This window comes from Trichocoleus sp. FACHB-40, assembly GCF_014695915.1.
Classification (GTDB): domain Bacteria; phylum Cyanobacteriota; class Cyanobacteriia; order Cyanobacteriales; family FACHB-T130; genus Funiculus; species Funiculus sociatus.
Genome location: NZ_JACJPF010000062.1, coordinates 38,130 through 64,585, shown reverse-complemented (window position 1 = coordinate 64,585; position 26,456 = coordinate 38,130). Strand labels below are relative to the sequence as shown.

24 protein-coding genes are annotated in these 26,456 nt (G+C 45.6%); 10 read left to right on the top strand and 14 right to left on the bottom strand.

Annotated elements, in window-relative coordinates:
* Positions 1–11: 11 nt before the first annotated feature.
* A complete protein-coding gene (locus H6F63_RS14695) occupies positions 12–974 on the bottom strand; it encodes a glycosyltransferase family 9 protein (RefSeq protein WP_190638358.1) in 963 nt (320 codons plus the stop codon).
* A gap of 96 nt (positions 975–1,070) precedes the next feature.
* Between H6F63_RS14695 and ispD the strand changes: the two genes are divergently transcribed.
* Positions 1,071–1,757, top strand: coding sequence for a 2-C-methyl-D-erythritol 4-phosphate cytidylyltransferase (gene ispD, locus H6F63_RS14690; RefSeq protein ID WP_190440644.1), 687 nt, complete (start codon positions 1,071–1,073; stop codon positions 1,755–1,757).
* Here the strand turns inward: ispD and H6F63_RS14685 are convergent.
* A complete protein-coding gene (locus tag H6F63_RS14685; RefSeq protein WP_190638357.1) occupies positions 1,743–1,946 on the bottom strand; it encodes a hypothetical protein in 204 nt (67 codons plus the stop codon). The genes ispD and H6F63_RS14685 overlap by 15 nt on opposite strands.
* 337 nt (positions 1,947–2,283) lie before the next feature.
* Here H6F63_RS14685 and H6F63_RS14680 point away from each other — a divergent pair, with 337 nt between their 5' ends.
* The 6 genes from H6F63_RS14680 to glgX all read left to right on the top strand — a co-directional run bounded on the left by H6F63_RS14680 (position 2,284) and on the right by glgX (position 10,423).
* On the top strand, positions 2,284–3,279 hold the full coding sequence (locus H6F63_RS14680; protein ID WP_190638356.1) for a glycosyltransferase: 996 nt from the start codon (positions 2,284–2,286) through the stop codon (positions 3,277–3,279).
* Positions 3,276–3,938 carry a deoxyribonuclease V gene (gene nfi, locus H6F63_RS14675; RefSeq protein ID WP_190638355.1) on the top strand — a complete coding sequence of 221 codons (663 nt, stop codon included), beginning with the start codon at positions 3,276–3,278 and terminating at the stop codon, positions 3,936–3,938. Before H6F63_RS14680 ends, nfi begins: the two co-directional genes overlap by 4 nt.
* 479 nt (positions 3,939–4,417) lie before the next feature.
* Positions 4,418–4,969, top strand: a complete 552-nt coding sequence (locus H6F63_RS14670; RefSeq protein WP_190638354.1) for an FHA domain-containing protein — start codon at positions 4,418–4,420, stop codon at positions 4,967–4,969.
* Between the two features lie 17 nt (positions 4,970–4,986).
* Positions 4,987–6,978 carry an FHA domain-containing protein gene (locus tag H6F63_RS14665; protein ID WP_190638353.1) on the top strand — a complete coding sequence of 664 codons (1,992 nt, stop codon included), beginning with the start codon at positions 4,987–4,989 and terminating at the stop codon, positions 6,976–6,978.
* 135 nt (positions 6,979–7,113) lie between these two features.
* Positions 7,114–7,536: a hypothetical protein gene (locus H6F63_RS14660; RefSeq protein WP_190638352.1), complete on the top strand. Its 423-nt coding sequence runs from the start codon at positions 7,114–7,116 to the stop codon at positions 7,534–7,536.
* A 760-nt stretch (positions 7,537–8,296) separates the two neighbouring features.
* A complete protein-coding gene (gene glgX, locus H6F63_RS14655; protein WP_190638351.1) occupies positions 8,297–10,423 on the top strand; it encodes a glycogen debranching protein GlgX in 2,127 nt (708 codons plus the stop codon).
* Positions 10,424–10,498: 75 nt separating this feature from the next.
* Here the strand turns inward: glgX and H6F63_RS14650 are convergent, their stop codons facing one another.
* From H6F63_RS14650 to H6F63_RS14620, 7 genes are all read right to left on the bottom strand, one after another.
* Positions 10,499–11,206, bottom strand: coding sequence for an HpsJ family protein (locus tag H6F63_RS14650; RefSeq protein ID WP_190638350.1), 708 nt, complete (start codon positions 11,204–11,206; stop codon positions 10,499–10,501).
* A 42-nt stretch (positions 11,207–11,248) separates the two neighbouring features.
* Complete coding sequence (locus H6F63_RS14645) at positions 11,249–11,935, bottom strand: cyanoexosortase A system-associated protein (protein ID WP_190638349.1); 687 nt, start codon at positions 11,933–11,935, stop codon at positions 11,249–11,251.
* 5 nt (positions 11,936–11,940) lie between these two features.
* On the bottom strand, positions 11,941–12,816 hold the full coding sequence (gene crtA, locus H6F63_RS14640; RefSeq protein WP_190638348.1) for a cyanoexosortase A: 876 nt from the start codon (positions 12,814–12,816) through the stop codon (positions 11,941–11,943).
* A 4-nt stretch (positions 12,817–12,820) separates the two neighbouring features.
* Entirely contained in the window at positions 12,821–13,567 is a 747-nt protein-coding gene (locus tag H6F63_RS14635; RefSeq protein ID WP_190638347.1) for a DVUA0089 family protein, read from the bottom strand.
* A gap of 194 nt (positions 13,568–13,761) precedes the next feature.
* Positions 13,762–14,625, bottom strand: a complete 864-nt coding sequence (locus H6F63_RS14630; RefSeq protein ID WP_199298043.1) for a hypothetical protein — start codon at positions 14,623–14,625, stop codon at positions 13,762–13,764.
* 243 nt (positions 14,626–14,868) lie between these two features.
* The gene (locus H6F63_RS14625) at positions 14,869–15,462 is read right to left on the bottom strand and encodes a proprotein convertase P-domain-containing protein (RefSeq protein ID WP_190638346.1); all 594 of its coding nucleotides are present in this window, start codon (positions 15,460–15,462) and stop codon (positions 14,869–14,871) included.
* Between the two features lie 351 nt (positions 15,463–15,813).
* A complete protein-coding gene (locus H6F63_RS14620; protein WP_190418223.1) occupies positions 15,814–16,299 on the bottom strand; it encodes a hypothetical protein in 486 nt (161 codons plus the stop codon).
* A 76-nt stretch (positions 16,300–16,375) separates the two neighbouring features.
* On the opposite strand from H6F63_RS14620, the gene hetZ reads away from it, so the two are divergent.
* From hetZ to H6F63_RS14605, 3 genes are all read left to right on the top strand, one after another.
* On the top strand, positions 16,376–17,539 hold the full coding sequence (hetZ, locus tag H6F63_RS14615) for a heterocyst differentiation protein HetZ (protein WP_190418221.1): 1,164 nt from the start codon (positions 16,376–16,378) through the stop codon (positions 17,537–17,539).
* Complete coding sequence (locus H6F63_RS14610) at positions 17,532–18,545, top strand: hypothetical protein (protein WP_190638345.1); 1,014 nt, start codon at positions 17,532–17,534, stop codon at positions 18,543–18,545. Before hetZ ends, H6F63_RS14610 begins: the two co-directional genes overlap by 8 nt.
* Before the next feature lie 173 nt (positions 18,546–18,718).
* Entirely contained in the window at positions 18,719–21,034 is a 2,316-nt protein-coding gene (locus H6F63_RS14605) for a DUF3488 and DUF4129 domain-containing transglutaminase family protein (protein WP_190638344.1), read from the top strand.
* A 47-nt stretch (positions 21,035–21,081) separates the two neighbouring features.
* On the opposite strand, the gene H6F63_RS14600 is transcribed toward H6F63_RS14605, so the two are convergent.
* From H6F63_RS14600 to H6F63_RS14580, 5 genes are all read right to left on the bottom strand, one after another.
* The gene (locus H6F63_RS14600) at positions 21,082–22,848 is read right to left on the bottom strand and encodes an NAD+ synthase (protein WP_190638343.1); all 1,767 of its coding nucleotides are present in this window, start codon (positions 22,846–22,848) and stop codon (positions 21,082–21,084) included.
* Between the two features lie 132 nt (positions 22,849–22,980).
* A complete protein-coding gene (locus H6F63_RS14595) occupies positions 22,981–23,274 on the bottom strand; it encodes an isochorismate lyase (RefSeq protein ID WP_190638342.1) in 294 nt (97 codons plus the stop codon).
* Positions 23,275–23,319: 45 nt separating this feature from the next.
* A complete protein-coding gene (locus tag H6F63_RS14590; protein WP_190440713.1) occupies positions 23,320–24,057 on the bottom strand; it encodes an NUDIX domain-containing protein in 738 nt (245 codons plus the stop codon).
* Positions 24,030–24,620, bottom strand: a complete 591-nt coding sequence (locus tag H6F63_RS14585; protein WP_190638341.1) for a nicotinate-nucleotide adenylyltransferase — start codon at positions 24,618–24,620, stop codon at positions 24,030–24,032. The genes H6F63_RS14590 and H6F63_RS14585 overlap by 28 nt, the downstream gene beginning before the upstream one ends.
* Positions 24,621–24,681: 61 nt before the next feature.
* Complete coding sequence (locus H6F63_RS14580; RefSeq protein ID WP_190638340.1) at positions 24,682–26,094, bottom strand: nicotinate phosphoribosyltransferase; 1,413 nt, start codon at positions 26,092–26,094, stop codon at positions 24,682–24,684.
* Positions 26,095–26,456: the final 362 nt, after the last annotated feature.

The following is a 26,456-nucleotide window of genomic DNA, read 5'->3' as shown; positions in this document are numbered from 1 at the left end:
TTTTTAATTCTTTATGTGTTCCAAATTTTATCCAGAACGTCTGCCGGAGCAATGTCAGCTATCCAACGAGTGGGGGATTGCATACCGCGAACGCGATCGCTATCTGGGGGCAGCAATTTCTTCGCTTCCGTCGGTCCAAACAACGCAATCGTGTAAGTCCCAACGGCTACGGCTAGATGCATCGGCGCACTATCCGTACACAACATTAAATTAGCAGCGGCGATCGTAGCCGCTAACTTCCCGATATCCGGTGGCGAACTCACCTTCAAACCCGGACAGGTTTGCATCAGTTCGCTGACCAACTGCTCATCTTCTGGGCCTTTGAGGATGACAATTGGCAATTCAGGTTGTCGCTGTTGAATATCTTGAATAATCTGCTGCCATTTCTTGGCTGGGTAGATTTTATCAATTCCCTTGGACTGAGCCAAGGCACTAGAACCACCATGAATCAGGATGTAGCCAGTTTCATCAATCCCCAGCTGTCGCTGTTGTATTTCTGCCCACTCGATATCTTTTTTAGGCACATTAATCGCTAGTGGCGGACACGGGGAACTTATGCCTACACCTTGCAGCAAGTCGTGGTACATATGGGCGGCATACTGGGCTGGCTTCAGGGGTACAGGGTTTGTAAGGAACAAATTGCCTGGGCCACTGTAGCTAACCCTGGTGGTAATGCCAGTCAGCCATAGCAACAAGCCTACACTCCACCTACTCCCCAAAGAGAGGACGATATCATACTCGCGATCGCGGATGACACCGAGTAAATTTCCCCAGTCTGCGGGGCCATTGCTACCCTTAAAATCATAGGCTATGACTTCATCGACAGACTTGCAAACACGGTATGCACCCTTTGCTCTGGGTTCCACAACCACATCTATCTGGGCTTCGGGGTAATTCCGTTTTAGATCGTCCAGTGTAGGGAAAAATAGAATTTGGTCGCCAATTCCGCCGGGAACAAGGGCTAGTATTCTCATCTCGAGTTACTGAGGGTACTTCTGAGCCTAATTTTAAGGGAATATATACCCATAACACCCTACACCGGAAGACCTAATGCCTAAAATAGGAGAATTATGCACTTATTAATTCCAGCCGCGGGCATGGGGCGGCGGATGGGAAGTGATCGCAACAAACTGCTGCTAATGTTACTGGGTAAACCTTTGATTACCTGGACTCTCCTAGCGGCGGAAGCCTCACGGCACATTAGCTGGATCGGTTTGATTGCTCACCCTGATGACTTTCCCGACTTTAAGGAGATTTTAGCTGAGCTTTCTCTGACTAAGCCTGTGCAGCTGATTGTCGGTGGTACTACGCGCCAAGAATCTGTCTATAACGGCTTGCAAGCATTACCAGCAGCTCAGTTAGTATTAATTCATGATGGCGCTCGGTGTCTAGCAACTCCCCAACTGCTAGATCGCTGTGCTGAGGCACTTGTGGAGGTTCCCGGCTTAATTGCTGCTGTGCCTGTGAAAGATACGATTAAGGTAGTGGATGCAACTGGATTAATTGAGAGTACGCCCAATAGAGAACAGTTGTGGGCGGCGCAAACGCCTCAAGGTTTCAAGGTTGATTTGTTACAACAGTGCCATGCCGAAGCGCGATCGCAACACTGGGAAGTTACAGACGATGCTGCCTTGTTTGAAAAATGCGGTTTGAAAGTACAGATTGTGCAGGGGGAAGAGACGAATCTGAAGGTGACGACCCCGATGGATTTAAGTTTGGCTGAATTTATTTTGCGTCAGCGCTTAGGAACGATTTGATTTTTCAATGCGATCGCTTTGATTGAATTCCTGCGACATCGATTTGAATTTGTCCTCTTGGGGTTCAAACTTGCTTTGAACCTCATCCAGCTTTTGAGTTATTTTATTAATTCTTTGCTTAACTTTCTGAAAGTCAATATCGCTCCAAACATTTTTTTCTTTTAGCTTTTTCATCTTTCTGCTAGGCACTGCTAACCTCCCATCAGTAATTTCAATTTTTTTAAAAACTTGTAAACTAACGTAACACTGGCTGATCCCCGGAACGCTCCATCTTCGGAGATAAATAGGTTCAGGCGAGAGCTGGTATAGCAAGATGCCCTAGTTATAAGAACTTTGCTATTTTAGAACAGCAAGCATCATCAGTTAGAAGACATAGAAAGGAGGTGAGATGCGGCTGGAAACGGCTGAAGATAAACTACTGCACCAAAAAGTAAAATAAGCATTACCGACTCAACTAAAATCAGTATTTCTTTTGGTTGGTAAATTTCGCCGCCTAAATTTATAAGAAACGGTATTAAAAAACGGCATGAACTCCCGCCCCATGACACAGCCTTTTGGGCCCAAAGTTTCAGTAATAGTCCCGATCTACAATGGTGAAAGGGACTTGTCAGGTTTAATCAGCTGCCTCTTGTCGCAAAGTTATCCAGCCGAGAATGTAGAGTATTTGCTGGTAGACAATAATAGTAGCGATCGCACCCTCAGCCTTCTCCAGTCAGCCGCCGAGTCAGCCGCCTCCTCTGGGTGGACAATTCGCCCAATTACCGAAAACAAAATCCAAAGCTCTTATGCGGCGCGAAATGCTGGAATTCGGGCAGCAACAACTGACATTTTTGCCTTCACCGATGCCGATTGTCGTCCAGAACCAGATTGGTTAGCAGGCTTAATCCAGCCTTTCGAGAATCCCAATATTGGTATTGTCGTAGGCGAAATTATGGCTTTGCCGGGTAAAACTCTGCTGGAACAACACGCCCAGCGAGAAGATGTTTTGTCCCAGAAACATACTTTAGCTAATACGTTCTGCCCATACGGTCAAACTGCAAACCTAGCAATTCGCAAAAAAGCTTTCCAAGAGGTGGGTTTATTTCGCCCTCACCTGACAACTGGCGGCGATGCTGATATCTGTTGGCGCATCCAGAGGGAAAGCAACTGGCAGCTACATTTTGCCCCTACAGCTATTGTCCGGCATCGCCACCGTTCCACAGTGCCAGAACTCCAAAGCCAATGGCGGCGCTATGGTCGCTCAAATCGCTACTTGCACGAATTGCATGGTGTCAAATTGATGCACGAACCAACTCCCAAGCAATATGCAGTGCGGCTGGGACGGTGGCTGGTGAAGGAATTGCCGATAAAAGGGGCGATGTGCGTCGCTGGCAAAGCCACGCTTGTAGATTTGTTGAGTACCCCGATTGGCTTGATCAATGTCCGCGCTAGGGCAGTTGGGCAAAATCAAGCGAAACTGTCAGAAGAAGCACGAGTAATTGAGTGGCTGGAAAAAAATCAGGATGTCGAAGTTGATCAATGAAAATCCACCAACGTCACGCATGGCCTCTTACAGTTGAAGAAGCGCTGCCTATTCAACAAGAGCTCAGAAAAGAAGTAATCACCTCAGATCAGTTGGAATCGGTGCAGTATGTGGCTGGTGTCGATATGGGCTTTGAGGATTCTTTTAGCATCTCACGCGCAGCTGTTGCCGTTCTCAGTTTTCCAGACTTGGAGCTAAAAGAGCAAGCGATCGCAAAGCGTCCTACTACCTTTCCCTATGTTCCCGGATTCCTCTCGTTTCGAGAAATCCCCGCCGTACTGGACGCGCTAGAGAAACTCGCGATCGCGCCTGACTTGATATTATGTGATGGTCAAGGCATCGCCCATCCCCGTCGCTTTGGGATTGCCTGCCATTTGGGAGTGCTGATAGACGTTCCCACTATTGGCGTAGCGAAATCCTTGCTGGTTGGGAAGCATGAGGAATTGCCTTTAGAACGCGGCAATTGGCAACCTTTAATCCATCGCCGTGAAACAATCGGCGCAGTCTTGCGGACTCGCAAAGGCGTTAAACCAGTTTATGTCTCTAGCGGACATCGAGTAAGCTTGACAACGGCAATAGATTATGTAATGCGTTGTACGCCGAAATATCGTTTGCCAGAGACAACCCGCTGGGCTGATAAATTGGCATCGAATAGGTAGGGATTGGGGATTGGGGATTGGGGATTGGGGAACCTTCCGCTGAAGTTCGGTAGGGTGCAATGGGACTGATTTAAAAGGATGTTTTAAAAGTCCCACTGGCTGTAGCAAGCCCTACAAGATACCCCTTGCATCTCCCTTAAAAAGCAGAGTGGCTTCATTGATTAAAAGAAAATTCTATAACGTTGATTTTGGTTGGCGGTAGGGGCATGGCAATGCCCCTACAAAGTGTTGCAATTTTCGATATTTTTTCTCATTGTATAAAACCACCCTGCCTCAACGAAGAGCAGGGTAGGGTTCTGGGGTTCCAAATTAACCGGATTTAATGTATAGGTCTTCCCAATCCCCAATCCCCAGTCCCCAATCCCTCCTTCTTTAAACTTCATACACAATTTCGGATTTCTCTTCTAGCTCATGTTAGAAATCAGAACAGGCTAACTTGAAGCACTTTATAGAAGTAGACAATATATAAGGCTAGAGCGATGAACGAACTAACTTTAGAGTGGTACGAAGCAACGCAGGTAAAAAGCCTGACAATTAACGACCACCAAATCGGTAAAAACCCTGGAACAATCCGCATCGGTCGTGACCCAGCTCGATGCGATATCGTACTGACAGATCCCACAGTATCGGGGCTGCACGTCGAAATTTTTTTTCAAGCGCAGCAGCAAAGCTTCTACTTGCGTTCCCTGCGAGAAAGTAATCCCCCTCTAGTGGATGGATGCAGCATTGCTCAAGGCGAAGTGGCTCTGAGTCAGGGTAGCATTTTTTACTTAGGGCAGATGGAACTAAAAGTCACTGCTGTTTGTCTGGGCGCGATCACTGTTCCCGCCACTATAATAATGCCACCGTCCTCCCCAGCAGCAAAAGCAGTAGCTCCGGGAACTACCCGCCCTAACCCTGTAACCTATGGGCTGCAATGTTTTGCTTGTAATAAAGTTTCTCCGTATAAGCAGCTAAATTTGGGATGTCCCTGGTGTGGCACTTCCTTAGCAGCAGCGCTCAGTGTATTAGTAACTCCCAACGGCAACTAATATTTAGGTCATAAAGAATGAATCCCGCATCCCTGCGCCTTCGGCTTAGCTGGGACGACCCAGCAACGGGAGAACGACGCGAACCAATACTCTCCGTCCCAATTGCGCTAGGACGAGAATTTAATCAGATGCCAGCCGAAATAAACGAGCGTCGCGTCTCCCGGATGGTTCTTAATAGTCTTGAGGTTTCCCGCTTCCACGTCCTAATTGAACAGGATGCAGGCGGCGTGGTGGTAATTGACCAAAACAGCAGCAACGGCACCTTTGTCAATGGGCAACGTCAGACGCGGAGCATTTTGGCGAACGGCGATACGCTGCAAATGGGCCCCTACCAAATTATTGTTACTTTCGCTGCCAGTACACCAGCGCCGTCCCCTTCTGGCAATTCCCAGATTTTATTTAACCCAGACACCGATTTACCCGACCCCAACATTAGTCAGCCTGCACCTCAACCAGTGGTGGCGGTTAGTAGTAGCTTTCCCCCGCCTGTGTTTGGGGCAGACCAAGTTGTAGTACAAGACCTCCATGCTACCGGGTTGTCGGTGGATGAAGTGGACTATGCGGCAGTTGGGGCGGGGTTGGGCAGCTTTGTCTGGGTGGATTTATTGAGAATTTCCGGGGTGAAAAGCGATCGCATTGCGGCTTTGGGGATGGAGGCGCAGCCCTACGCCCGTTACCAGCGGCTTTGCATGAATTCGCAAATTCCTCTGCACGAACGGTTGCGCTCAAACTCAGATTCTTGTCCAGATAATATTTGGGGTTGGCCCAGCTATGCTTTACGGGAAGCTTGGCGCGACTTGTTTAAGGGAAGTATTAGTACAGCATTAGGGTATTTATGGCAAGTGTTTGCTGAACCAACCTTTGCCCAAACTTACACCCCCCGCGCTGGTAATGTATTTGACTCAATAGATAGAGAAGCCAAACGGATTGGTTGGGAGCAAATATTTCGCTACGGAAGCGTGCGGTCGATTCGGAAAACAGAGGATGGAAGGTATGCGATCGCTTATTCTCGCACCAGCGCCAACCGCCGCGACCATGCTTTTTTAATCGCCCGCAACGTACAACTAGCAACTGGCTATCCAGCAATTCAGTTTCTCCCAGATTTGCAAGAATACCGGGAAAAAACAGGCGATTTCAAATCAGTGGTGAATGCCTACGAAGAACATAACCACGTCTACGAACATTTAGAGCAATATGGCGGGACGGTGATGATTCGGGGACGGGGAATTGTCGCCTCGCGGATTGTACAGCGAATTTATGAAGCTAGAAAGAAAAATCAGAATATTGCGCTGTTACACTTGATGCGATCGCCCAAACCCCAAGGCAACAAATTTGGTACCTCTCAGCGTACCGTCGAAAATCACTACGAATTTCAACCCTTTAACTGGCCCAAAGCCTGCTGGGGTGGCGAATTGCGGGTAATGCTCGAAAAAGCCGACCCCCAAGCGCGATCGCGCCTACTAGCAGACTGGGGAGGCACCACCACCGCAGATCGTGGAGATTGGAAGCGCATCGTAGAAGAAGGCATCCGCCAAGGCTGGTATCAAATCGCCTTTGGTGCAGTTGAAAAAGTCGAACGCGACCCGCAATCATCAGCAACAGGACACACCATCACCTACATTCAAGAGAAAGGCTTAAAAGGGCAAATTCGGCTGGAAGCTGACTTTATCATTGATGCCACCGGACTCGATGCCAAAGTCAAAGCAAGTCCCCTGCTTAACGACCTCGTTAGCCATTACAACCTCCCCTTGTACGAAAATGGGCGCATAGCCGTCGCCAACGACTTTGAAATCGTTGATATGCGCGCCTCACGCGGGCGAATGTATGCTGCTGGTGCCATGACACTAGGTGGCCCCTATGCGGCTGTTGATAGCTTCCTCGGTTTGCAGTATGCCGCACTTTGTACAGTTGATAGCCTCGCAGCCGCGCGATCGCCTGGAATGCACCGATTAAACCTTTTTAGTTCCCTTGGACAATGGCTAAAATGGGCAGCAAATCAATCCCCTTAGCATTAATTCCTGTGTCGATGGTTAGGCGATTATCCGGAAATACACGTTCAGTAATTCTGCTAAAAAGCAACAATTTGCAAGTTTCCATCATCCGTCGGAGCAATCCAAAATTAAAAATCTAAAATCCAAAATCCTATGACTCCAACTCTGTTTGGTCGCTGGCAAACTCGGTTATTACTACTTGCAACAGTAGGCGTTTTAGTAACTTTACCCTTTTATTTGGGCATTATCGGCCCAGCGAATCCAGTTTATTTCTGGGTATTGCTAGATGTTGCTATCTTTGGACTGGCTTGGGATGTTCTTTATGACTATATCCAGAAATTTCGCTGGGATAGCGATTGGCCCGGAGTCTTGCAATTACTTGCTGGTATCTGGGAAGCAATATTTATAGTGCTATTAGTAAAAATATTTGGCTTACCAGGTGTAAGACGAGATTTACCGCTGCAATGGTTCGCACTCCACTACAGCGTTGTTTGGCTTGCTGTTTATATAGCATCGCAAACAATTATGCGAATTATATTTCCCCGCTGGCGTTTTCGGGGCGGACAATGGCTGTAGATTATCCCGTTGCTAGTTATCTATTTCAGATTTAGGAAAGTCTTGGATCAAACGATAGGCAGCTAAAACAATTAGCCCTTGAAACGTTTTTGCTGTACCCTCATTTTTCTGAATTCTGAATTCTTGCTGTTTATGTTTGCGATCGCGCTCAGACTTAACCGAAAATACTACTCATACAAAGTTGCATTTATACGTGCTATGTCATCCTGAGTAAAGCGAACTGAAACGACCTATTTGAATGCTACTAGGTATCAGCCATAACTAATATGAAGATATTTTGTATTTAAAATCACCTTTAAGCTTAACCTTAGTTCCATTCTCGGATAGAAGCCGCAGAAAACAGTAACAGTTAAATTATTTTAAACAACACGTGGGTAATCAAGGGTCATGGTGTCTAAGACTTTCTTCGGTTTACGCACAATAATGGGCATTTGCTGATGCTGCTTGCGGTTGATGAAGAGAGGAGATTGTTTCAATAGGAACTTTTAACCAAACAATTTATGATAAACTTGATACCCAAATATAAAAACTTGCCATCACGGATATGCAAGAATACTTTTAACTCGATTAGTAAGGCAAACACATCTAAATTTTGAACATCAATTAAATCAATAAGATACAGCGTGGAATAACAACATTCCTACAATTAAGTCATTCATTTAGCAAGACTTGAGAGATTAGATGCGTTTGCCTGGAGTGAACTGACGCTGTAAGGAGTTGATTTTAGCTAACTATCAATTTTTCGTGAATTTTTCCATATATGCACCTAGAACTCTGGCCTGGTAACGTTTATCCTTTAGGTTCTTACTGGGATGGCAAAGGTACAAATTTCGCTTTGTTCAGTGAAAACGCAACGGGTGTAGAACTTTGTCTGTTTGACAAAGACGGTAAGGAGAAACGCCTCACCCTGACGGAAGTAGACAACTGGGTTTGGCACGGCTATGTGCCGGGGATAGCGCCGGGACAACGCTATGGATATCGTGTATATGGCTCCTACGATCCATCTCAAGGTCATCGCTTCAACCCCAACAAACTCCTGATCGACCCGTATGCGAAAGCGATTGATGGCGATGTCGTCAATGGACCAGAACTCTTTGGCTACTCTTGGGATGACCCAAAAGAAGACCTCAGCTTCAGCGAAACTGATAGCGCCCATCTGATGCCAAAATCGGTTGTTATTGATGAGTCCTTTGATTGGGAAGGGGATCAACTGCTGCGAATCCCATTCCACGAGACGATCATCTATGAAACCCACGTCAAAGGATTTACCCAGCTGCAACCGAATATCCCGGAACAACTGCGGGGTACTTACGCGGGACTGGCGCATCCGGCCGCGATCGCTCATCTCCAGACCCTAGGAATTACATCAGTAGAAGTGATGCCCGTGCATCACTTCTTAGGCTTTCCCGGACATCTCGCTGACAAGGGACTGAGGAATTTCTGGGGCTACGATTCCCTCAATTATTTTGCCCCCTACTCTGGCTATAGTGCCGATAAAACTCCGGGGGGTCAGGTACGCGAGTTCAAGGCAATGGTAAAGGCACTGCACAAAGCGGGAATTGAGGTCATTCTGGATGTGGTCTACAACCATACGGGCGAAGGCAATCACCTAGGCCCTACATTGTCGATGCGGGGGGTAGATAATGCCGCTTACTATCGCCTGGTAGAGGACGATCCCCGCTATTACATGGATTTCACGGGTTGCGGAAATTCCTTGAACGTGCGCCATCCGCAAATCCTGAAGTTAATCATGGATAGTCTGCGCTATTGGGTCTTGGAGATGCACGTCGATGGATTCCGCTTCGACCTGGCCTCGGCACTGGCGCGAGAACTTTATGACGTGAATAATCTGGCAGCATTCTTTACCATTGTCCACCAAGACCCTGTAATCGCGGATGTGAAGCTGATTGCCGAACCTTGGGATGTGGGAGATGGCGGCTACCAAGTCGGCAACTTTCCCCTGCTGTGGTCAGAGTGGAATGGCAGGTATCGCGATGTCATGCGAGATTTCTGGCGCGGTGAGGATGGCAGCTTAGGGGAATTTGCCTACCGCTTCACGGGTAGCTCTGATTTATACCAGACCAATGGGCGCAGTCCTTATGCCAGTATCAACTTTATAACTGCCCACGATGGTTTCACTCTCTACGATCTGGTCAGCTACAACGAGAAGCACAACGAGGCGAATGGAGAAAACAACTGCGATGGCGATAGCCATAACCGTTCGTGGAATTGCGGGGTAGAAGGGGAAACCAATGACCCCGCAATTTTGGCGTTGCGGGAACGACAAAAGCGAAACTTCCTGGTGACGTTAATGCTTTCCCAAGGGGTACCGATGCTGGTTTCCGGGGACGAAATGCAGCGAACCCAAAAGGGTAATAATAATGCCTATTGCCAAGACAATGAAATTTCCTGGTTGGATTGGAATTTGCAAAATGAAAAAGCTGAGCTGTTAAATTTTACTCGCCAGCTAATCTACTTCCGCCGCAAACATCCGGTATTTCAGCGACGCAAGTGGTTTCAAGGAAGACCGATCCACGGTAGGACGATAAGCGATCTTGCCTGGTTCAATCCTGATGGTAGCGAGATGACTGAGGAACAGTGGCAGATTGGTTTTTCCAAGGCAATTGGGGTTTTCTTGAATGGAGAGGAAATTCCCAGAGTTGGCCCCCAAGGTCAACGCATTATTGATGAGAGCTTTCTGTTGTTCTTTAATGCTCACTGGGAAATGATTGAGTTTACTTTACCAATTGATTTGCAAGAGCGAGGGTGGATGGTTGAGATTGATACTAAGGAGGCTAGTTTCGTAGAAGACGGAGCTATTTACACGGGTGATAAAGCTGTGCCAGTCACGGCGCGATCGCTAGTAGTCTTACGCTGTCTGCCATAGAACTCAAGACCAATTAAATAGGCTTCGCCTTTTCTTAGGCGAAGCCTTCCTTTAGGGTTGATAAACCATAACGTATTAATTACGAATGCTCTTGCTCCGCTTGCGTCGCGCCCAGCGTGTGGCGTGCCAAATCCAAACAAACAAAGTAGCAGAAACCAACGCACCTAAGTTCCACTTTAGAGAACTTTTTATTAGGCTAAGGCGCATATTTTGGCGCGTTGTTTGATTTTGGGTAGTGACAATCTTCTCAGCTTTACCAATTTCTGCAAGTAGTTTCTTTTTGAAGCCTTCAGTATTTTTAATTTCAGGCGATCGCTCTTGGGGATTTAAAGCCGCAAAAAGCTGATTCATATCTTCTTCAGTGGTAGCTTGTGCTAACCTACCTTTAAATTGTTGAATTTGCGATAACTGTTGAGATGATTGGTAATTGATTTGGGCATTGTTTCGATTGTAAAGTCGCCAAGTGTTATTAACTCCTAAAGGAATTAGCAGCAAAAATAATACTCCCAATGCTAGAGAAACCCAGGAAAAAAGTTTTAAAATAGTTATTTCTAATTTGCGGCGATAACTTAAATCTCCGTAAAAAACTAACACCAGTCCTATCAAAGGTACAGGAACTCTTTCAACGAGAGAACCCATCATCTGAAATTCCCAGGTTGGGTTAGTAAAGCGTGGCGGAACAAGAATCTGAGAAAAATCAAAGAAGGCTAACATCAACAAGCCGTAACCTGCGACCCGCAAAAGAGAAATAGTCTGGATTTCTTTGCTTTCTAATTGATTCATAGAAGTAAAACTTTTTTCTAAATTGTTATTACTCAAAACTCTCTATTGTTTGGGAAAACGCGGTTTCCACCAGCGAAACCAGGAAACCCAAGCTTGTTCCAAAAGTTGGTAGGAAGACTCAAGATTAGTAGCATTTAAAGGCGTGGATAAATGTGCCCAAAGACAACGGCGATCGCGCAAAGTTTCTTCACCTAATAACCAAGGCATCAAACGTCTTATTTGTAAGTCGTAAGTAACCTGATTTTTCAAAAATTGTTGCATAGTAACTGTACTGTTTCCGCGTGGGTTAATACAGGCATTCAAGTAAGCTTGATGCCGATAAACAAAGAGGCTATAAAAGCCCATTTTATTTTGTTGGCGTAACGCCTGTATCATCTCACCACGAGGTAGCTTAACATCAGTATGTTTTTGCAGCAAGCTATCGATATTTCCCAGAGTACCTACCACATAGCGCATCTCTATATTGATAGAAATGCCATTTTTAATATATCGATATCGCCTTCCAGCAATAACAGAATCGTATTGTCCAGGTAGCTGATTAACTGTATCATTCAGAGGTTTACTTTCCAATAGTTGAGCTTCAGTTAATGGAACAGTTGGCGGAAAAGCGAACAAGCTAACAGTTTTATTACCTGCTTCTGGATTTAAAATTAACTTTAAAAACGTTAAAATAATTCCGAAAAAAGTTATGGCTAGTAATATGCCTCGGAGTTCTTTGCTCAATATCATTGCTTTTAAAACTCCATACTATCTGGATTTTCCGGTTTGTTTTCATGTAGCAAAAATTGGCACAAAATACCAAAAAACAAAATAGAAATTGTAGAAAATATTTGGTTGCCTTCAGATCCATGCCAGTATTCAAATGCTTGTTGATTTGAGGATGCTACCAAAACCGCCATTAAAGCAACTCGAATCCCATTGATTAGAAATGCTAATAAAATAGCCCCTATGGGTAATAAGATTTTTTTATAAATTTCCGTAGGGAATACTAAAATAAAAAGCAGCGACAACCGTAACAGTAGGAACATCGCATTTAATCCAGAACATCCGGCATATATTTCTATAGCGCCATTGGGTAAAATCACGTTTACGCCTTGGCGAGAAACTGTAAATCCTAAATACCAAAGCATGAAGGTTGAAAACTTAGCGGCTAGTAAGCTGGTATTAATTAGATTTTCAAGTTGCTGTAAAAGCAATTCTTCAGGAATAACAAGAAGGAACACGATAATAAATTCCAGCGAATATTGCTTTAATCCCTTAAAACCAGATGCTATCAAACCCAATCCTAAAGCAAAAAATACTACAGCTATTTTAATAAATGAAGATTCAAACCAAAACAGAGATGTGCTTTTGATGAGGCTGATAGCAATCAGTAAGACACCAAATAAAGTAGAAAGAATATCACTTTCTACTTTTAAAGTATTACGTTTTTTCCACAGCAAAGAGAATAAAGCACACCAAGACAAGACAGTTAAGCTTAAGCGATCGCTATCGCGAGTTAGCTTCCAGGTTAAGATTACTTGAACCGCAGCTATGCCGAAAGCGATCGCAAACAACCATAACTTTGAGTTTCCTAATAACCTACCTACGCTGACAGTACGTTTTTTCATAGATTTAAACTTGCTTTTCTGGCTTTTTAGCAAGTTGTCCGCTTTGGCTGGTATTGCCCGCCATACATGATTTTCTGGCTAATTTTCGTGTTTTTTTAAATCTAGAAACAGCACCCCAAACACCCAACGCTAATACTCCCAGTGCTGAATGCGGTTCGTAGGGAACAGGAGTAGAACCAGTAGTAAACTCAGCCCCGGTTAAATTGATAGTATAGGTGCCAATATTGTCATCAAAGCTATCTCTGAACCAGGCACTAAGTGGCGACGCACCTCCAGCACCAGTTGGCCCTTGAACTCCCAACAATGGTGAAGGAAAAATTTCACCTCCAGCGCTTATTGGCGAGTCTCCAAAAGTAGAGATTGCTAAATAGTAAACCCCAGCAGATAACAAAGTGGAAGAAATAGTTGACTGAGGAGTACCTGCATCGTCATCGTTTCCAAAAACACCTATGCCCGCTGAATTAAACAAGAATAACTGCGTGTCAATTGTAGTCCCAGTACCTACTGTTGTAGCTGAAAATGGATTAACACCATTTACGTATATTTGGAACAAGTCAATATCTTCACCTGCCGTTATTATGCCTAAGATGCTGGTCAGGGGTGTTCCGGGCGGTTGGGTACTTACAGCCTGGCTTGTTGATAGCAATTCGCCAGCATTCCCAATCTCAGTAAATGTAGCAGCTCGTGCCACTTCTCCAACTAAAAAAGGCACAATACAAAAGGCAAAAGGCAAAAAGAGATAATTGTTCACTTTTTATTCTCCCAATTAGGAATTAACCTTTAACAATTAGTAATTCGCTTAAGGTGCCACTTTTAGAAATCCGCCTTAAAAAGGGAGTTTGGAGGGGATTTACACTAGACAAACTCAGGTAATAATCCCCCTTGCGCCCTTCTTAAGGGGAGTTTTAATCGGGATTGCACATTGCGTTAATTGGCAGTCCCAATTTAAGAACAACCTAGTGCTGAAGCCTGCACCACAGTTCTTAAGTCGCTAGTGAATTGTGCCGTGTATTGGAAGGGCGAAGAACCAGTGCAAGTCATGGCAGTTTTATTTGGTCGTCGAGGAGCAAAATATGAATCTGCCTGAACGACAAGGTTTGTGCCTGTCCAAGAGAAGCCTTTTACAGCTAAAGAATTGCTTTCTCCATTACTTAGCAAAGCTGATAAAAATGTCGCATTGAGAACGTTACCAGTTTTGGGATCTATCCGTGCTAGAATTGCCACTTTTCTACCCCCACCTTCTCCATAGGTAGTTAACCAACCATTTGTAGCAAAGCGGCGGAAATCTTGGCTGGATGTTCCCTGTGTGCCGTCGGTGCTGAATGCAGCATATAAAATGCTGCTGCCATTCCAAAGTAAACCGTAGCCTCGACCATCAGCACCTGTTGTGTCGTAGTCTGTTTTACACCAAGTTCTTACACCATTGTCGAAACGCACCATTCGCGGGTCTTGGTTAATACTTGATACTTGCTGGTAGCCGATGTATATGGTTGACGATCCAAAGGTGACTTTAGGTCCGTTTTTAGCTCGAATTGTTGCTTCAGAATCGTTACAGGAAAAGGTGACATTACTGCCTATTGATGAAACTAAGTTAGTTTGAGAAATCGCACTTTGAGGGGCAGTGCCTCCACTGAGTCCTAATATTGCTGTTAATCCAAGAAATGCTAAACTTCTGTGGAAAGTGAGTGGACGTTTAAGTTGCTGAGGCTGACGATCTGGAGTAGCTGTTTCACGGTCTAGGATCGGCTGCTCTTTCTTCAAACTGGCTAATTGCAGTTTGCAAAATATGGGCAGCGAACGAATATCCATGTGATAATTTCCCAGTGTAAAGTTCAATCAGGACGTCCTGGTTCATCTTTCCCTTCCTGGTTTGAACTTCCGGACAATCTATCGAGAGATAGAGGGTTTCCCTGAAAAGTTCAGTGTAATTACTGGCTAACAATCTAATTAAAGTTGGGTGGCTTTTAATTTCAGTAACTATTCGTAAGTGCTGGGTAGTTTGGAATTTGATACTGTTAGAAACAACTAGAAAAATTTGCTATCGCGTAAGTATTATTTGCGTTTTTGCAGTTGTTTTTTGAGTTGAGTCGCCGCGCCCCAACCGCCCAGCACCAATATGCCCAAGGTTGGTGAAAACTCGTAAGGCACTGGAGTAGAAGAACTAAAACTCAACTGCGTACCAAGGGCAGTCCCCCACGGTGCTGCGTCGCCTGCTTGGTACAAATAGCCATCCTCCGAGGCAAAGTCATCAACAATGCTCAATGTCCAGGTTCCGTTGGGGTTCTGCCCATTGAACGCACTCAGGGGGTTACTCGGTCTGTAGGCACCGATAAACGGGGCGTTCCCCGCGGTAATAGCGATCGCTGCTTGGTCGTCGAGCAGGGTATCCTGGAAGTTGTCCTCAAAGCTACCCACCTGCGAAAACAGTTGAATTTCTGTTCCAATTGGCGATCGCAAGAAAACAGTCAAGTCAGAATCATAAGTATGCTGGGCGGAAAACCTCACGTTCAGGTCGGTGATGGTTCCCTCGCCGGAGACACTGAAAGTAAAAACCGATGTTGAAAAATCGAAAATCTGCCCGCCTGAGGCGATGTTGAAAACTGCTGCGTAAGCACTCGATGGTAAGTATAACAGTGCTGTCGTCAAAACAATATCAAAGAGATTTTGCCTTATGGGAGGCTTTGGGAATATATCCGACCTTCGCAAAATCCAATATCCAAAATCAATAAGTACGTCTACAGAACTTTTTCTACTTACCAGGAACCTCTGAAACTATTTTTACAAACATTTACAAGAGCAATTAACTTTAGCGGCTAAGGAGGTGAGCATGATTAAACCGAGATTGCAGGAACCCTACAAACCCGGTTTTTTAGTTCCGTTTATTTACGCTCGGCTTTAAGTAGACGAGCGTAAACGATTAATACAAATCGGACATTTGATTACATTTGTTAAAGCTTCAAAGCATTGATGAATAAAGCTCACCATAACAAACCTTGCTCAAGCAATATCTGGAGGCAAGTTTCTGGGGTTAGATTTGGGGGAAGGTCGGTGTATTTGCTGATGTTCTTTGATCCGCTCTATTAAATTTACCCGAAAAATTTCATAGCCAGTGGTACGATTACCAGGAGTATCAAAGAAAATTGTGCTGTCTATAACCTCCCTGCCGACCGTCTCAAACAAAATGTGAGTCACAGGCTCTCTTTGGGCAACAATTTGAGGCTCTGGCACTAACTGGAAACCCTTAGCGTCCTCAAGAGTTGAGAAAGCGTGTATCACCTTTTTTTGGACATCGGGTTCGGCGCGATTACTAAGGGTTGTCAATAACCAACCCGATTCTGGGCTTTGGAGAATGTAATACTCTAAATGTTGCAACCCGGTCGCATATTCGATGAGAACGGGTGCGATTTGGGTAATCCACTCAGGTGGTACACCATAAAGTTGCGCTTTGTCAATCAGTGCTAGAATCTGTTGGTCTAAATTCATATTGTTAATTTAAGGGCTTGTGCTGTTAACGGATGACGTTTGGGTATGCTAGGGTCTTGGTAACAATTTAGCCAGTGTGGGGAATATCTACCAGCGCGTGGAGGCAATTTTTAAACTACTATTTAACGAACTCCGAGAGTCAACAAAAGCCTCGGAGGATAACTGTCGTGAGGTGGCGGCGCGGATAGCCAGTGAAGTCGCCCGAATTTGTCATGAGAGTAAACGCATCCAAGATTCAGGAGATGTGGAAACTTGGGCGACGACGCTGGCTCGTCTTCGCTTGAAGCAATGTCTTCACTATTATCAGATGGGCGCACATCGGGGAAGAGTGGAATTACACGCTACTCTGAGTGCGATTGTCTATCGCTACATTACACCTTCACAAGTGCCAACGAGCTATCAGGCACGGCTGGTACTGATTGAAGATTTCTTGCAAGGATTCTATGCGGAATCCTTAAATGCGTTTCGCCGCGAGAATGCGATTGTTACCAAGTATCGTCCCCATACTCTTTTAGAGTTGGCAGAATACATGGCTTTTGCCGAACGCTACGGCAAGCGACGCATTCCCCTTCCGGGCCATCGCACTCAGCAACTAATCATCCTGCGGGCGCAGACATTTTCGCAACAGCAACCTCCGGAAACTTCCGTAGATATGGAGCAGGCGGCGGAGGGAGGCGGTACCGAGTCAGACTCGGTTTGGAATGAAGCAACGGTGCATCAGGTGCGGGAGGCAATGGTAGGTCATGAACCGGAACCGTTGGAAAAGAGCCTGCGCCAAACGGTGGTTAAGGAGTTGATGAAATATCTCAAAGACCGCCAGCAGCATGAATGCGTCGATTACTTTACGCTGCGCCTGAAAGATTTATCCGCCGGGGAAATTGAGGCGATTTTGGGTTTGACTCCCCGCCAGAGGGATTATTTGCAACAACGCTTCAAATATCATTTAATTCGGTTTGCCCTTTCCCATCGCTGGGAACTGGTGCATCAGTGGTTAGAAGCGGATTTGGAGCGCAATTTGGGTCTAACACCCCAGCAATGGCAGGTGTTTCAAGGAGTTTTGAGCGCTCAACAGGCTGAATTACTACGATTAAAGCAACAGGGAGTGGAACCAGCAGCGATCGCTCAGACTTTAAATTGTACAGTTTCTCAGGTCGAAAAGCGATGGTTTAAGCTGCTGGAGCTTGCCTGGGAAATTCGCAATCGTTCAGTATCCGGAGCAAGTGCATCTCAAGATGAATAGTGACCTAGATAACAATTCCGAAGCGATAGATAACCGCTTCCTAGCATGGCTGCTAAAGGATTCTAACCCCACAGCAGCAGAACCACCACAAGACCCTAACTTGGAAGGCGATCCTGTGGAGGCAATGGAATTGGATTATTCTGATCCCCTAGACTCAGAAGACCTGAGCCTAGTATTAGACCACCTCGATGAAGCGGCCCAAGGCTGTCAACCACTCAACTTGGGAGGAGAAAAACCGACTGTGCAAAATCGTTTCCATACCCTTTTGAAGCGCAAACTGCAAGTTGAAATTGAACGTAACCCACCTCTTTTTCCTTGGGAGACGGAAATTTGCAACTACGAACCCGATTATTTAGACGGCGAGGCTGAAAGCTCTGTTCCCCTGTGGATACCACAGCTTTCTAACTTCAGTCTGCCTGTCACCCTCCCCGAAACGGTTTTAACACAACTGCTAGATTCCTGTCAGGAGGTCGTGCAGTCGCCGCTAGCGCAGGGAGCGAAATTGGTGCGTGCCGCTAGTGCCTTGTTTCCAGAACAACGCCAGACACTAAACCAGTTAGCAGGAATGGTGTTGCTGTACCCAACCCGTTCTCCCCAAGAGCAGCAGCTTTTCACCAATCGTTACGAAGAAGCTACAGATAGCCAACAGATGGCGCTGTCCTTATTGGCGGCTCGAGAAATCATCAAGGCGCTGACGTTGCCAGTATCGTCCGACTCGAAGCCTGTGGAGCGACATTGGCAAACATCTCTGGGGATCATGAGCGTCCAGGCAGAATACCAGGTAGAGGGTAAGGTTCCCAGGTGCAGGATTGTTAGTCGCTTACCTCGTGGCGGCAGTTTGACGCTGCGAACTGCTGTTGCAGAAGCAACAGCGCAGCGTTCCTATCCAGGCTACCTGAGTGTAGAATCGTTTGATTTAGAACCTAATCAGACTTATCCTCTGGAAATTCGCTTGTCAGAAGTGGATCAACCACCGCTGATTTTTGCGATCGCAATTAGTTCGTAGTCATTAGTTCGTAGTCATTAGTAATTCGTCAGCAGTCAATCGTCACTGAAGGGTTGTCGAGTTGAAACGTTGGGTAGAGATTCTCGTTCTAACAGCTTTCCAACCTTGCAACACATACGGACAACTGACAGCGGACAAAGCACAATAGACTAATGACCAATAACTAATGACTAATGACTAATTCAGTTTTGCATCGGGTGCGGCAACGGCTAGAAACAACGCCGAAACCGGAAACGGAAGAATCAATCCTGCTACGGGTGCTGGTGCAGGCACTCGTAGTTGTGGGGATTATTGCCACGGATGTAGCGGCGGAAACTCAGATTAGTTTATGGGCTGTGCCGTTGAGTCTACTTGGTGCGACGTGGAGTTACTATCGACGACGCGATCGCAATGTGCCTGTAAAATTTTTGATAGCGATTGGGATGGTGGTAGCACTAACAGTTTTTCTAAGAAATCTGTTTGGTGCTTTGAATGATACACGCTTGGTGCTTGCAGAATTGTTAATTCATCTGCAAGTGCTGCACAGCTTTGACCTCCCGCGTCGCAAAGATTTGGGTTATTCGATGGTGATTGGGCTGATTTTGTTGGGCGTTGCTGCTACAGTCAGCCAAACATTAACCTTTGCACCAATTTTGCTGTTGTTTTTGGGTGTAGCGCTGCCTGTTTTGGTGCTAGATTATCGCTCTCGGTTAGGTCTACTTGAAGGCAAAAGTAAAAAGACAAAAGTTAAACAAAATCCCCAAGAAATTAAAAACACTTTCAAGTTTTACTTTTTACTTTTTACTTTAATTGTCGGGCTGGGACTAACTATTTTTGCATTGATGCCCCGGTTTCCTGGCTATCAACTACAAACATTTCCAGTTAGCGGGCCTCAAGGTTTAGAACAACAAAATTTTTCTAGTAACGGCCGCGCCATAGTTAACCCTGGTTACGCCAGACAAGGTAAACAAGGTAGAGGTGGAGGCGGCGGACAAAACCGAGAAAGGGGCGCCGGGCAGATGGATGATACCTTCTACTACGGCTTTAGCAGCAAAATTAACCAGAATCTCCGGGGGGAGATGAAGCCCAAAGTGGTGATGCGAGTGCGATCGCAAGCCGAGGGATTTTGGCGAGTGCTGGCGTTAGATCGCTACACTGGTCAGGGTTGGGAAATTTCCCGCGACAAGCAAACCCAGACTGTGCAACGTCCGGCCTGGTCGTACCGATTTTTCCTTCCCAGACAGGTTATCTTCAGTGGGAAAACTAAACAGGTGATTCAGAGTTACACAATAGTGTCTGAACTGCCGAATCTGATTCCCGCCTTATCCTATCCTAAAGAACTGTATTTTCCCACACAGGAAGTAGCAATGGATACGGAGAGCGGTTTGCGAGCGCCTACAGGTTTGGGAGAAGGATTTACCTACACCGTGATTTCTGAAGTACCAGTACGCGATCGCGCTCTTTTGGCGAAAACATCAACAAACTATTCCGAAAGAATCCGCAATTACTATCTGCAAGTTCCTCCAGAAATCTCTGACAAAGTGCGGCAGCTAACCGAAGAAATATTAGCCAAATCGAGAAAACCCATCACATCTCCCTACGAAAAAGCTCTCTACTTAGCTCAGTATCTCAAACAAAACTACACCATCCCACAAGACCCTTTTGGCTTGCCTTTTTTGGATGAAAACGAAGACTTAGTAGAAGCATTTCTCTTCAAACACAAAGGAGGTTATCCTGACCACTTCTCCAGCGTTTTAACAATTATGTTGCGTTCGGTTGGCATTCCATCCCGGCTAGTAGCAGGCTTTTCACCAGGGGAGTTCAATCCCTTCACTGGCTTCTATGTCGTCCGCAACACCGACGCTTACGCGATGACAGAAGTGTATTTTCCCGACTACGGCTGGTTTGCCTTCGATCCGATTCCCGGTAATCCCTTAATTCCCCCCTCAGTTGAAGAAGACCAAACCTTTAGCGTGTTGCGCCAGTTCTGGAAGTGGGTTGCTGGGTGGTTGCCTTCACCTGTATCAAGTTGGTTAAATAACGTATTCGGTGCCATTATCATTTGGCTGATTGGGGCGATAATCTGGCTCTGGGCGCTGCTTTCCAATGGCTGGGTGGGATTGTTTACTGGTATTATCTTGGCAATTTGCCTGGGGTTCCTGGGTTGGCTGGCTTGGAACAGGTTGCAAGCATTGCGTTACCGTCTCTGGCTGGGTAAGTTGCCGCCGATGGAAAGTATCTACCAGCAAATGCTTAAGGAGTTGAGTATCCAAGGATATGCCAAGCACCCAGCACACACTCCCCTAGAGTATGCCTATCAAGCACGTCAACACCATTCACCCGACAAAGCCGAAGTCATCAACGAAATTTCTCAGGCATATGTCCAATGGCGTTATGGCAGAGAGACACCGAATTTAAAACAGTTGCGATCGCGCTTGCAAAGTTTGAAAAAATCTCAGATAAAGAAGGTTTGGGAGCAGCGATCGCGTTTAAAACTCGTAAAACAATAAACCGTAGACAGGCAAGATGCCTGTCTACTTTCTTGGCTTTGAAGTCTTTAATTATTTACCGCCCAACGACTGGCAATTGGCATTCGCCAACCAGTACCAAAAGCGCGATCTGTAATCTTAATTCCCGGAGGTGCTTGTCGCCGCTTAAATTCCGCACGCGCTACCAGCTGCATTACTCGGTTAACAACAGTTGCATCGTGTCCGGCGGCGATAATTTGGGCTGATGATTGATACTCGTGAATTAATCGTTGCAAAATGTCGTCCAGAATATCATAAGACGGCAGAGAATCTTGATCGACTTGACCGGGTTTTAATTCCGCACTCGGAGGCTTGAAGATGATATTGGTTGGGATAATTTCTTTTCGGATAGAGGAAAGAGTAGCATTCTTTTCTTCCCCAGTCCCTAGTCCCCAGTCCCCAGTCCCCAGTCCCTCAGCATTCAGCCAATTACAAAGGGAATAGACGCGAGTTTTAGGTACGTCAGCAATTACAGCTAATCCGCCGTTCATATCGCCGTAAAGCGTACAGTAACCAACCGCCATTTCTGATTTATTGCCTGTAGATAGTAGCAGATAGCCAAACTTATTAGCGATCGCCATCAATAAATTACCGCGAATCCGCGATTGAATATTCTCCTCGGCAAGTCCAAAAGATGTGTCAGCAAACACCTTTTCCAGAGTTTTGTCGTAACCTGTCATTAAATCGCCAATCGGCAGAATTTCAGTCGCAATGCCCAGATTTTCGGCTAATTCCAGCGCATCTTTAATAGAATGATCGGAACTGTAGGGAGAAGGCATGAGAATGCCGAATACATTTTCTGATCCTAATGCAGAGGATGCGATCGCTGCCACTAATGCCGAGTCGATCCCACCACTCAAACCAATAACTACTTTAGAAAAGCCGCACTTACGCGCATAGTCTCGCACCCCCAACACCAAAGCACCCCAAATTTCCTCATCTTCAGTTTCTGGTAAAGGCGATATCCCTCCCTCACCTCTTAACGAGGAGGAGTTGGAGGGGATCAGATCCCGCTTTTCCTCATCAAATTCTATTAACACCAAATCTGTTTCAAAAGCAAAAGCGCGACTAACTACCTCACCAGTACGATTTAAAGCGAAACTGCACCCATCAAAAATTAAGTCATCATTTCCCCCAACCTGATTAGCATATACGATTGGTTTGTTGAAGCGAGACGCGCTATGTCGCAACATCGATTCTCGCAACTTGTGCTTACCAACTCTGTAAGGTGAAGCTGATAAATTCACAATAAAATTTACATCCAATTGAGCTAAATCAACAATTGGATTTATGGCATAGCTGCGCTTACCCCAAAATTCCTCATCGTTCCACAAATCTTCGCAAATTGTTACTCCGATGTGGAGATTGTCGAGGGTGAAAGCATTAGCTTGCAGCCCTGGTTCAAAATATCGATATTCGTCAAAAACATCGTAGGTAGGTAACAATCGCTTGTGAAAAATTTGCTGTAATTGACCATTTTCTAACCAGGTGATACTGTTAAATAAAGGTTTCCCGCCAGCAACGTGCGCTTTTGAATTTGGTTCAACTGTTCCCACTAAAACAGCGATATTTGGCGGTAAATCTTGTGCTAATTGCTGTAAAACGTTTGCCATTGATTCAACGAAGCTGGGATTTAATAGCAAATCCCGTGGCGGATAACCGCACAAAGAAAGTTCCGGTGTTAGCAATAAACGGACATTATTCTCAGCGGCAATTTTAGCAGCATTGAGAATTTGTTGGGCGTTGTTGGCGAGGTCGCCAATTGTGGGGTTAAGTTGAGCGATCGCAATTTTCATATATAGCCATCCTATTTGATGTGTGAAAGCTACTTTTTTAAAACGAACCGCAGAGACGCTGAGAACGCAGAGGAAGAAAAAGAAGATTTTATATATAAATAAGGTTTGCTGTATTTGAATATATTACATTATTTATTTTCTTGATTTCCAATGGTGTAATTCTTCATTCATAAAATAACTGACCAAATCTTGATATAACTTTTCAATTACATCAGGATTTAAGCCTTGTTCTTCAGCCCAAACACGTCTTTGCTGCATCATAGCCTTACGCCGTTCTGGGGCTTTTACACTTTCTTCACTGGTTTTAAACTTGGCAGCAGCTTTCACATATTCAAATCGCTTGCCAAGAAGTTCAATAATTTTCTGGTCAATTTTATCAATCTCATTACGAATGTCTTGGATATCTAAAGTCTCTTCGGGTTCCATACTTTTTTTAGGCAGAAGATTAAATTACTTTGCATACCTTGGCATTTAAATAAACACCAAAGGCTTATCCTTAAACGGGGCAAACGCTTCAGCATCAAACCGATACAAACTTGCTGGACGACCGGCACCACGCGACACTTTTACTTTAGTATCGTAAAGAAAACCTAGCTTCAGCAACCGGGCGCGAAAGTTGGAATAATCTGCAAAATTGTCCCCTAAAACTGTCGTGTAAAGCTGATATAAGTCACTCAAAGTAAATACCTCTGGTAACACTTCAAATGCAACTGGGCTATACTCTAACTTATTTCGCAACCGCCGATGACCATACTCTAAAATTTTATTGTGGTCAAAGGCGAGTTGCGGCACTTGTTCTAAGGGATACCAAGCAATACCACTAACGCCATCGGCAATTAATTCAGCTTCTTCAAACCGTACCAAAGCAAAGTAACTAACTGATAGATAACGCACCCCATAACTGTCATCACATTCCCTCAGATCGCGTCCTGGCCCGCCAAAGGTGTATAACTGTTCCAAGTACAAGTTTTTGACGCGAATTTTTTCAGCTAAAATTCGATAGGCGGCATCTTCTAAAGATTCTCCTTGACGGACTAAAGTACCGGGTAAGCACCAATGTCCTGAGAAGGGTTCTTCTTGGCGCATTACTAACAAAACTAACAGTCGATTTTGCGCCGTATCGACTGAGAAAATTACGTTATCAACTCCGACTTTAAAATCGGCTAATGTCGGTTGTTGTGCTATTTTTTTCGAGCCGCGTCCTGGCATTCGTATAAACGTTCTCTATTGATATAATCTTTGACGGTGGTCGTCAAGGCTTTGGTGTTTCCATTCTCACGATACGCTGTAGAGGAAACCGCTGGCGCGTTAAGGTGAGCGATCGCTATGTGCGCTCCCATCTGCCGCAGTTCCTCTAAACTAGAGTCTTCTATCAGATATCCTGGTCTAGGTACTACCAGCAGTTGCACTTGCCGCAACCAATCTTCAACTCTATACCAACGCGGCATCTGGCTAACTAAGTCGGAACCAATTACTACTGTAAAGTCTACCGACATTCCCCAAAGTGCCCTCGCCTTCTGCACTGTCTCCAGAGTTCTTGGGCTGCTGAGTTCCTGAAACAGGCAGATATTGTGCCAAGTCGAATTAAGTTCCTCAATCAGCAACCGTAGCATTCTGGATCGATGTTCCAGCGGCGTTTGGTGAGACTTAAACGGATTATCCGATGCCCACACCGCCACCAGATCGTAGTGTTGAGACAGCCAATTAAGGATCGCCTGATGTCCAGATGTCGGCGGGTCGGCACTTGTACCAAACAAAGCAACTCTCTTCATTTTCTTCCTTTGGGTTTATATAGCGCTAAGCGCTAACGCGCATTAGCATAGCCAAGGCGGTTCATTCCTTCGATGAACCAAGACGAGTTTTTTCAGTCAACAACCTCAGCGCCTCAGAAATCTCCACAGATACAGAAATGGGAGAATCAAGCGATCGCGTCAGAGCTGGTAAACTAGCAACTGATGCAGTTGTACGTTCTCGAATTTCCGCCAAATCTGGTAACTGCACCTGTTCGCCCTGTTTAACCATCAGCTGCAACAAAGGTTCTTCTCCATTCGGGCTTTCCGTCAACAATCCCAATCTGTCTGCTTTAACCTGACTTCCCTGATGGCGGCGAAAAATCTGCTTTCGACCAGGATAAGTTATCTTACCGCTCGATTCTTTCATCACGGGAATGCCATCAATTTCCACCAGTTTATAAACCCCATTTAAAGCTGTTCCCGTAACCAGTCGAGTTCCCAGTCCATAACCGTCGATGCAAGCGCCAGCTGCTTTCAATCTGGCAATTTCGTATTCATCCAAATCGCCACTGGCAAAGATGGGAACATCGGGTAAAAGCGATCGCACTTGTTTAGATAAAGTTACTAAATCACCCGAATCTATCCGCACCCCAGCCAATTGCGTTTCCCCTGCTGCTAACATTTGTGCCAAACCTTGGGCAGCAGCGACTGTATCGTATGTATCAATCAACAATGGCGCACCAGGAAAATATCGGTGGAATGCCTTAAAAGCCTCTTGTTCGCTTCCAGATGTGGCTGCGATCGCCATCACTAAAGCATGAGCAATCGTTCCACTAGGCTTTTGACCCAATTTGATCGCTGCCAATACATTAGAAGTGGCATCTAACCCAGCTGCCAAGGCCGCCCTCGCCGCCCACACAGAGGCTTGGGGACTAAACGCCCGTCGCGTCCCGAATTCTAGCAGTGTCGCTTGCGCCCCAGCCGCATCGCGCATCCGCGCCGCCCGCGTCGCCACCAAACTCTGATAGTTGATGGTGTTCAGCAGGTAGGTTTCTACCAACTGAGCTTGCCATAAGGGTGCTTCCACCCGTAGCAGCGGCTCGTTAGCAAAAACAGCGGTTCCCTCTGGAACTGCCCACACATCGCCTGTGAAGCGACCTTCCTCCAGCAGCGACCAAAATCGCGCTGGTGCTTGTGCAAAAATCCCTGTTGCCTGCAAAGCCTCCAGCTGACTTGGTGTAAAGCGGAATTTCTCCAGGTAGTCTAGCGCCTGCGCCAGCCCCATCGCAATCAAATAGCCAAAGCCGTTTGGTAGCCGCCGCACAAACAGCTCAAAGCTGGCGCGCCTTTGCTCCAAACCTTCGCCTGTGTAGCAAGCTGCCATCGTCAGCTGGTAGAGGTCGGTCAGGAGGCTATAATCTTCAGGCGCGATCGCCAGTTCCCGATCTTCTGCCCTAACCTGCTCATGAAGAGGGTTCGGGTGCTTTGCAAGTCCGTCAAGGGAAATTTTCATAATCTTGCTACCTTGGCAAGAATAGTTTCTACGATTATAGTGCTATTCACCAAAATACTGCCAAGGTATTTTGATAATCTCTTAAAGAAGATAGATGTATCAGGTAGGTTACATGACCTCTTAGGGCTACTTATCTCCTTTGTATACTATTCTTAATAGTATTTTTATTTAAAATAGACAAATAAAGAGCGATCGCATAAAACTCTAACTGCGCGGCGCTGAAGAAAGCTGGATGCTCTCCATAACAGGAGCAATTTACTTTAAAAGTCATAACTTTTAAAGTAAATTGTTGAAAATATAAGTAAGTTTAAAAAACTTGTAAAAGTTTTAATGAAACGCACAGCTTTTATCAACGACAAGCA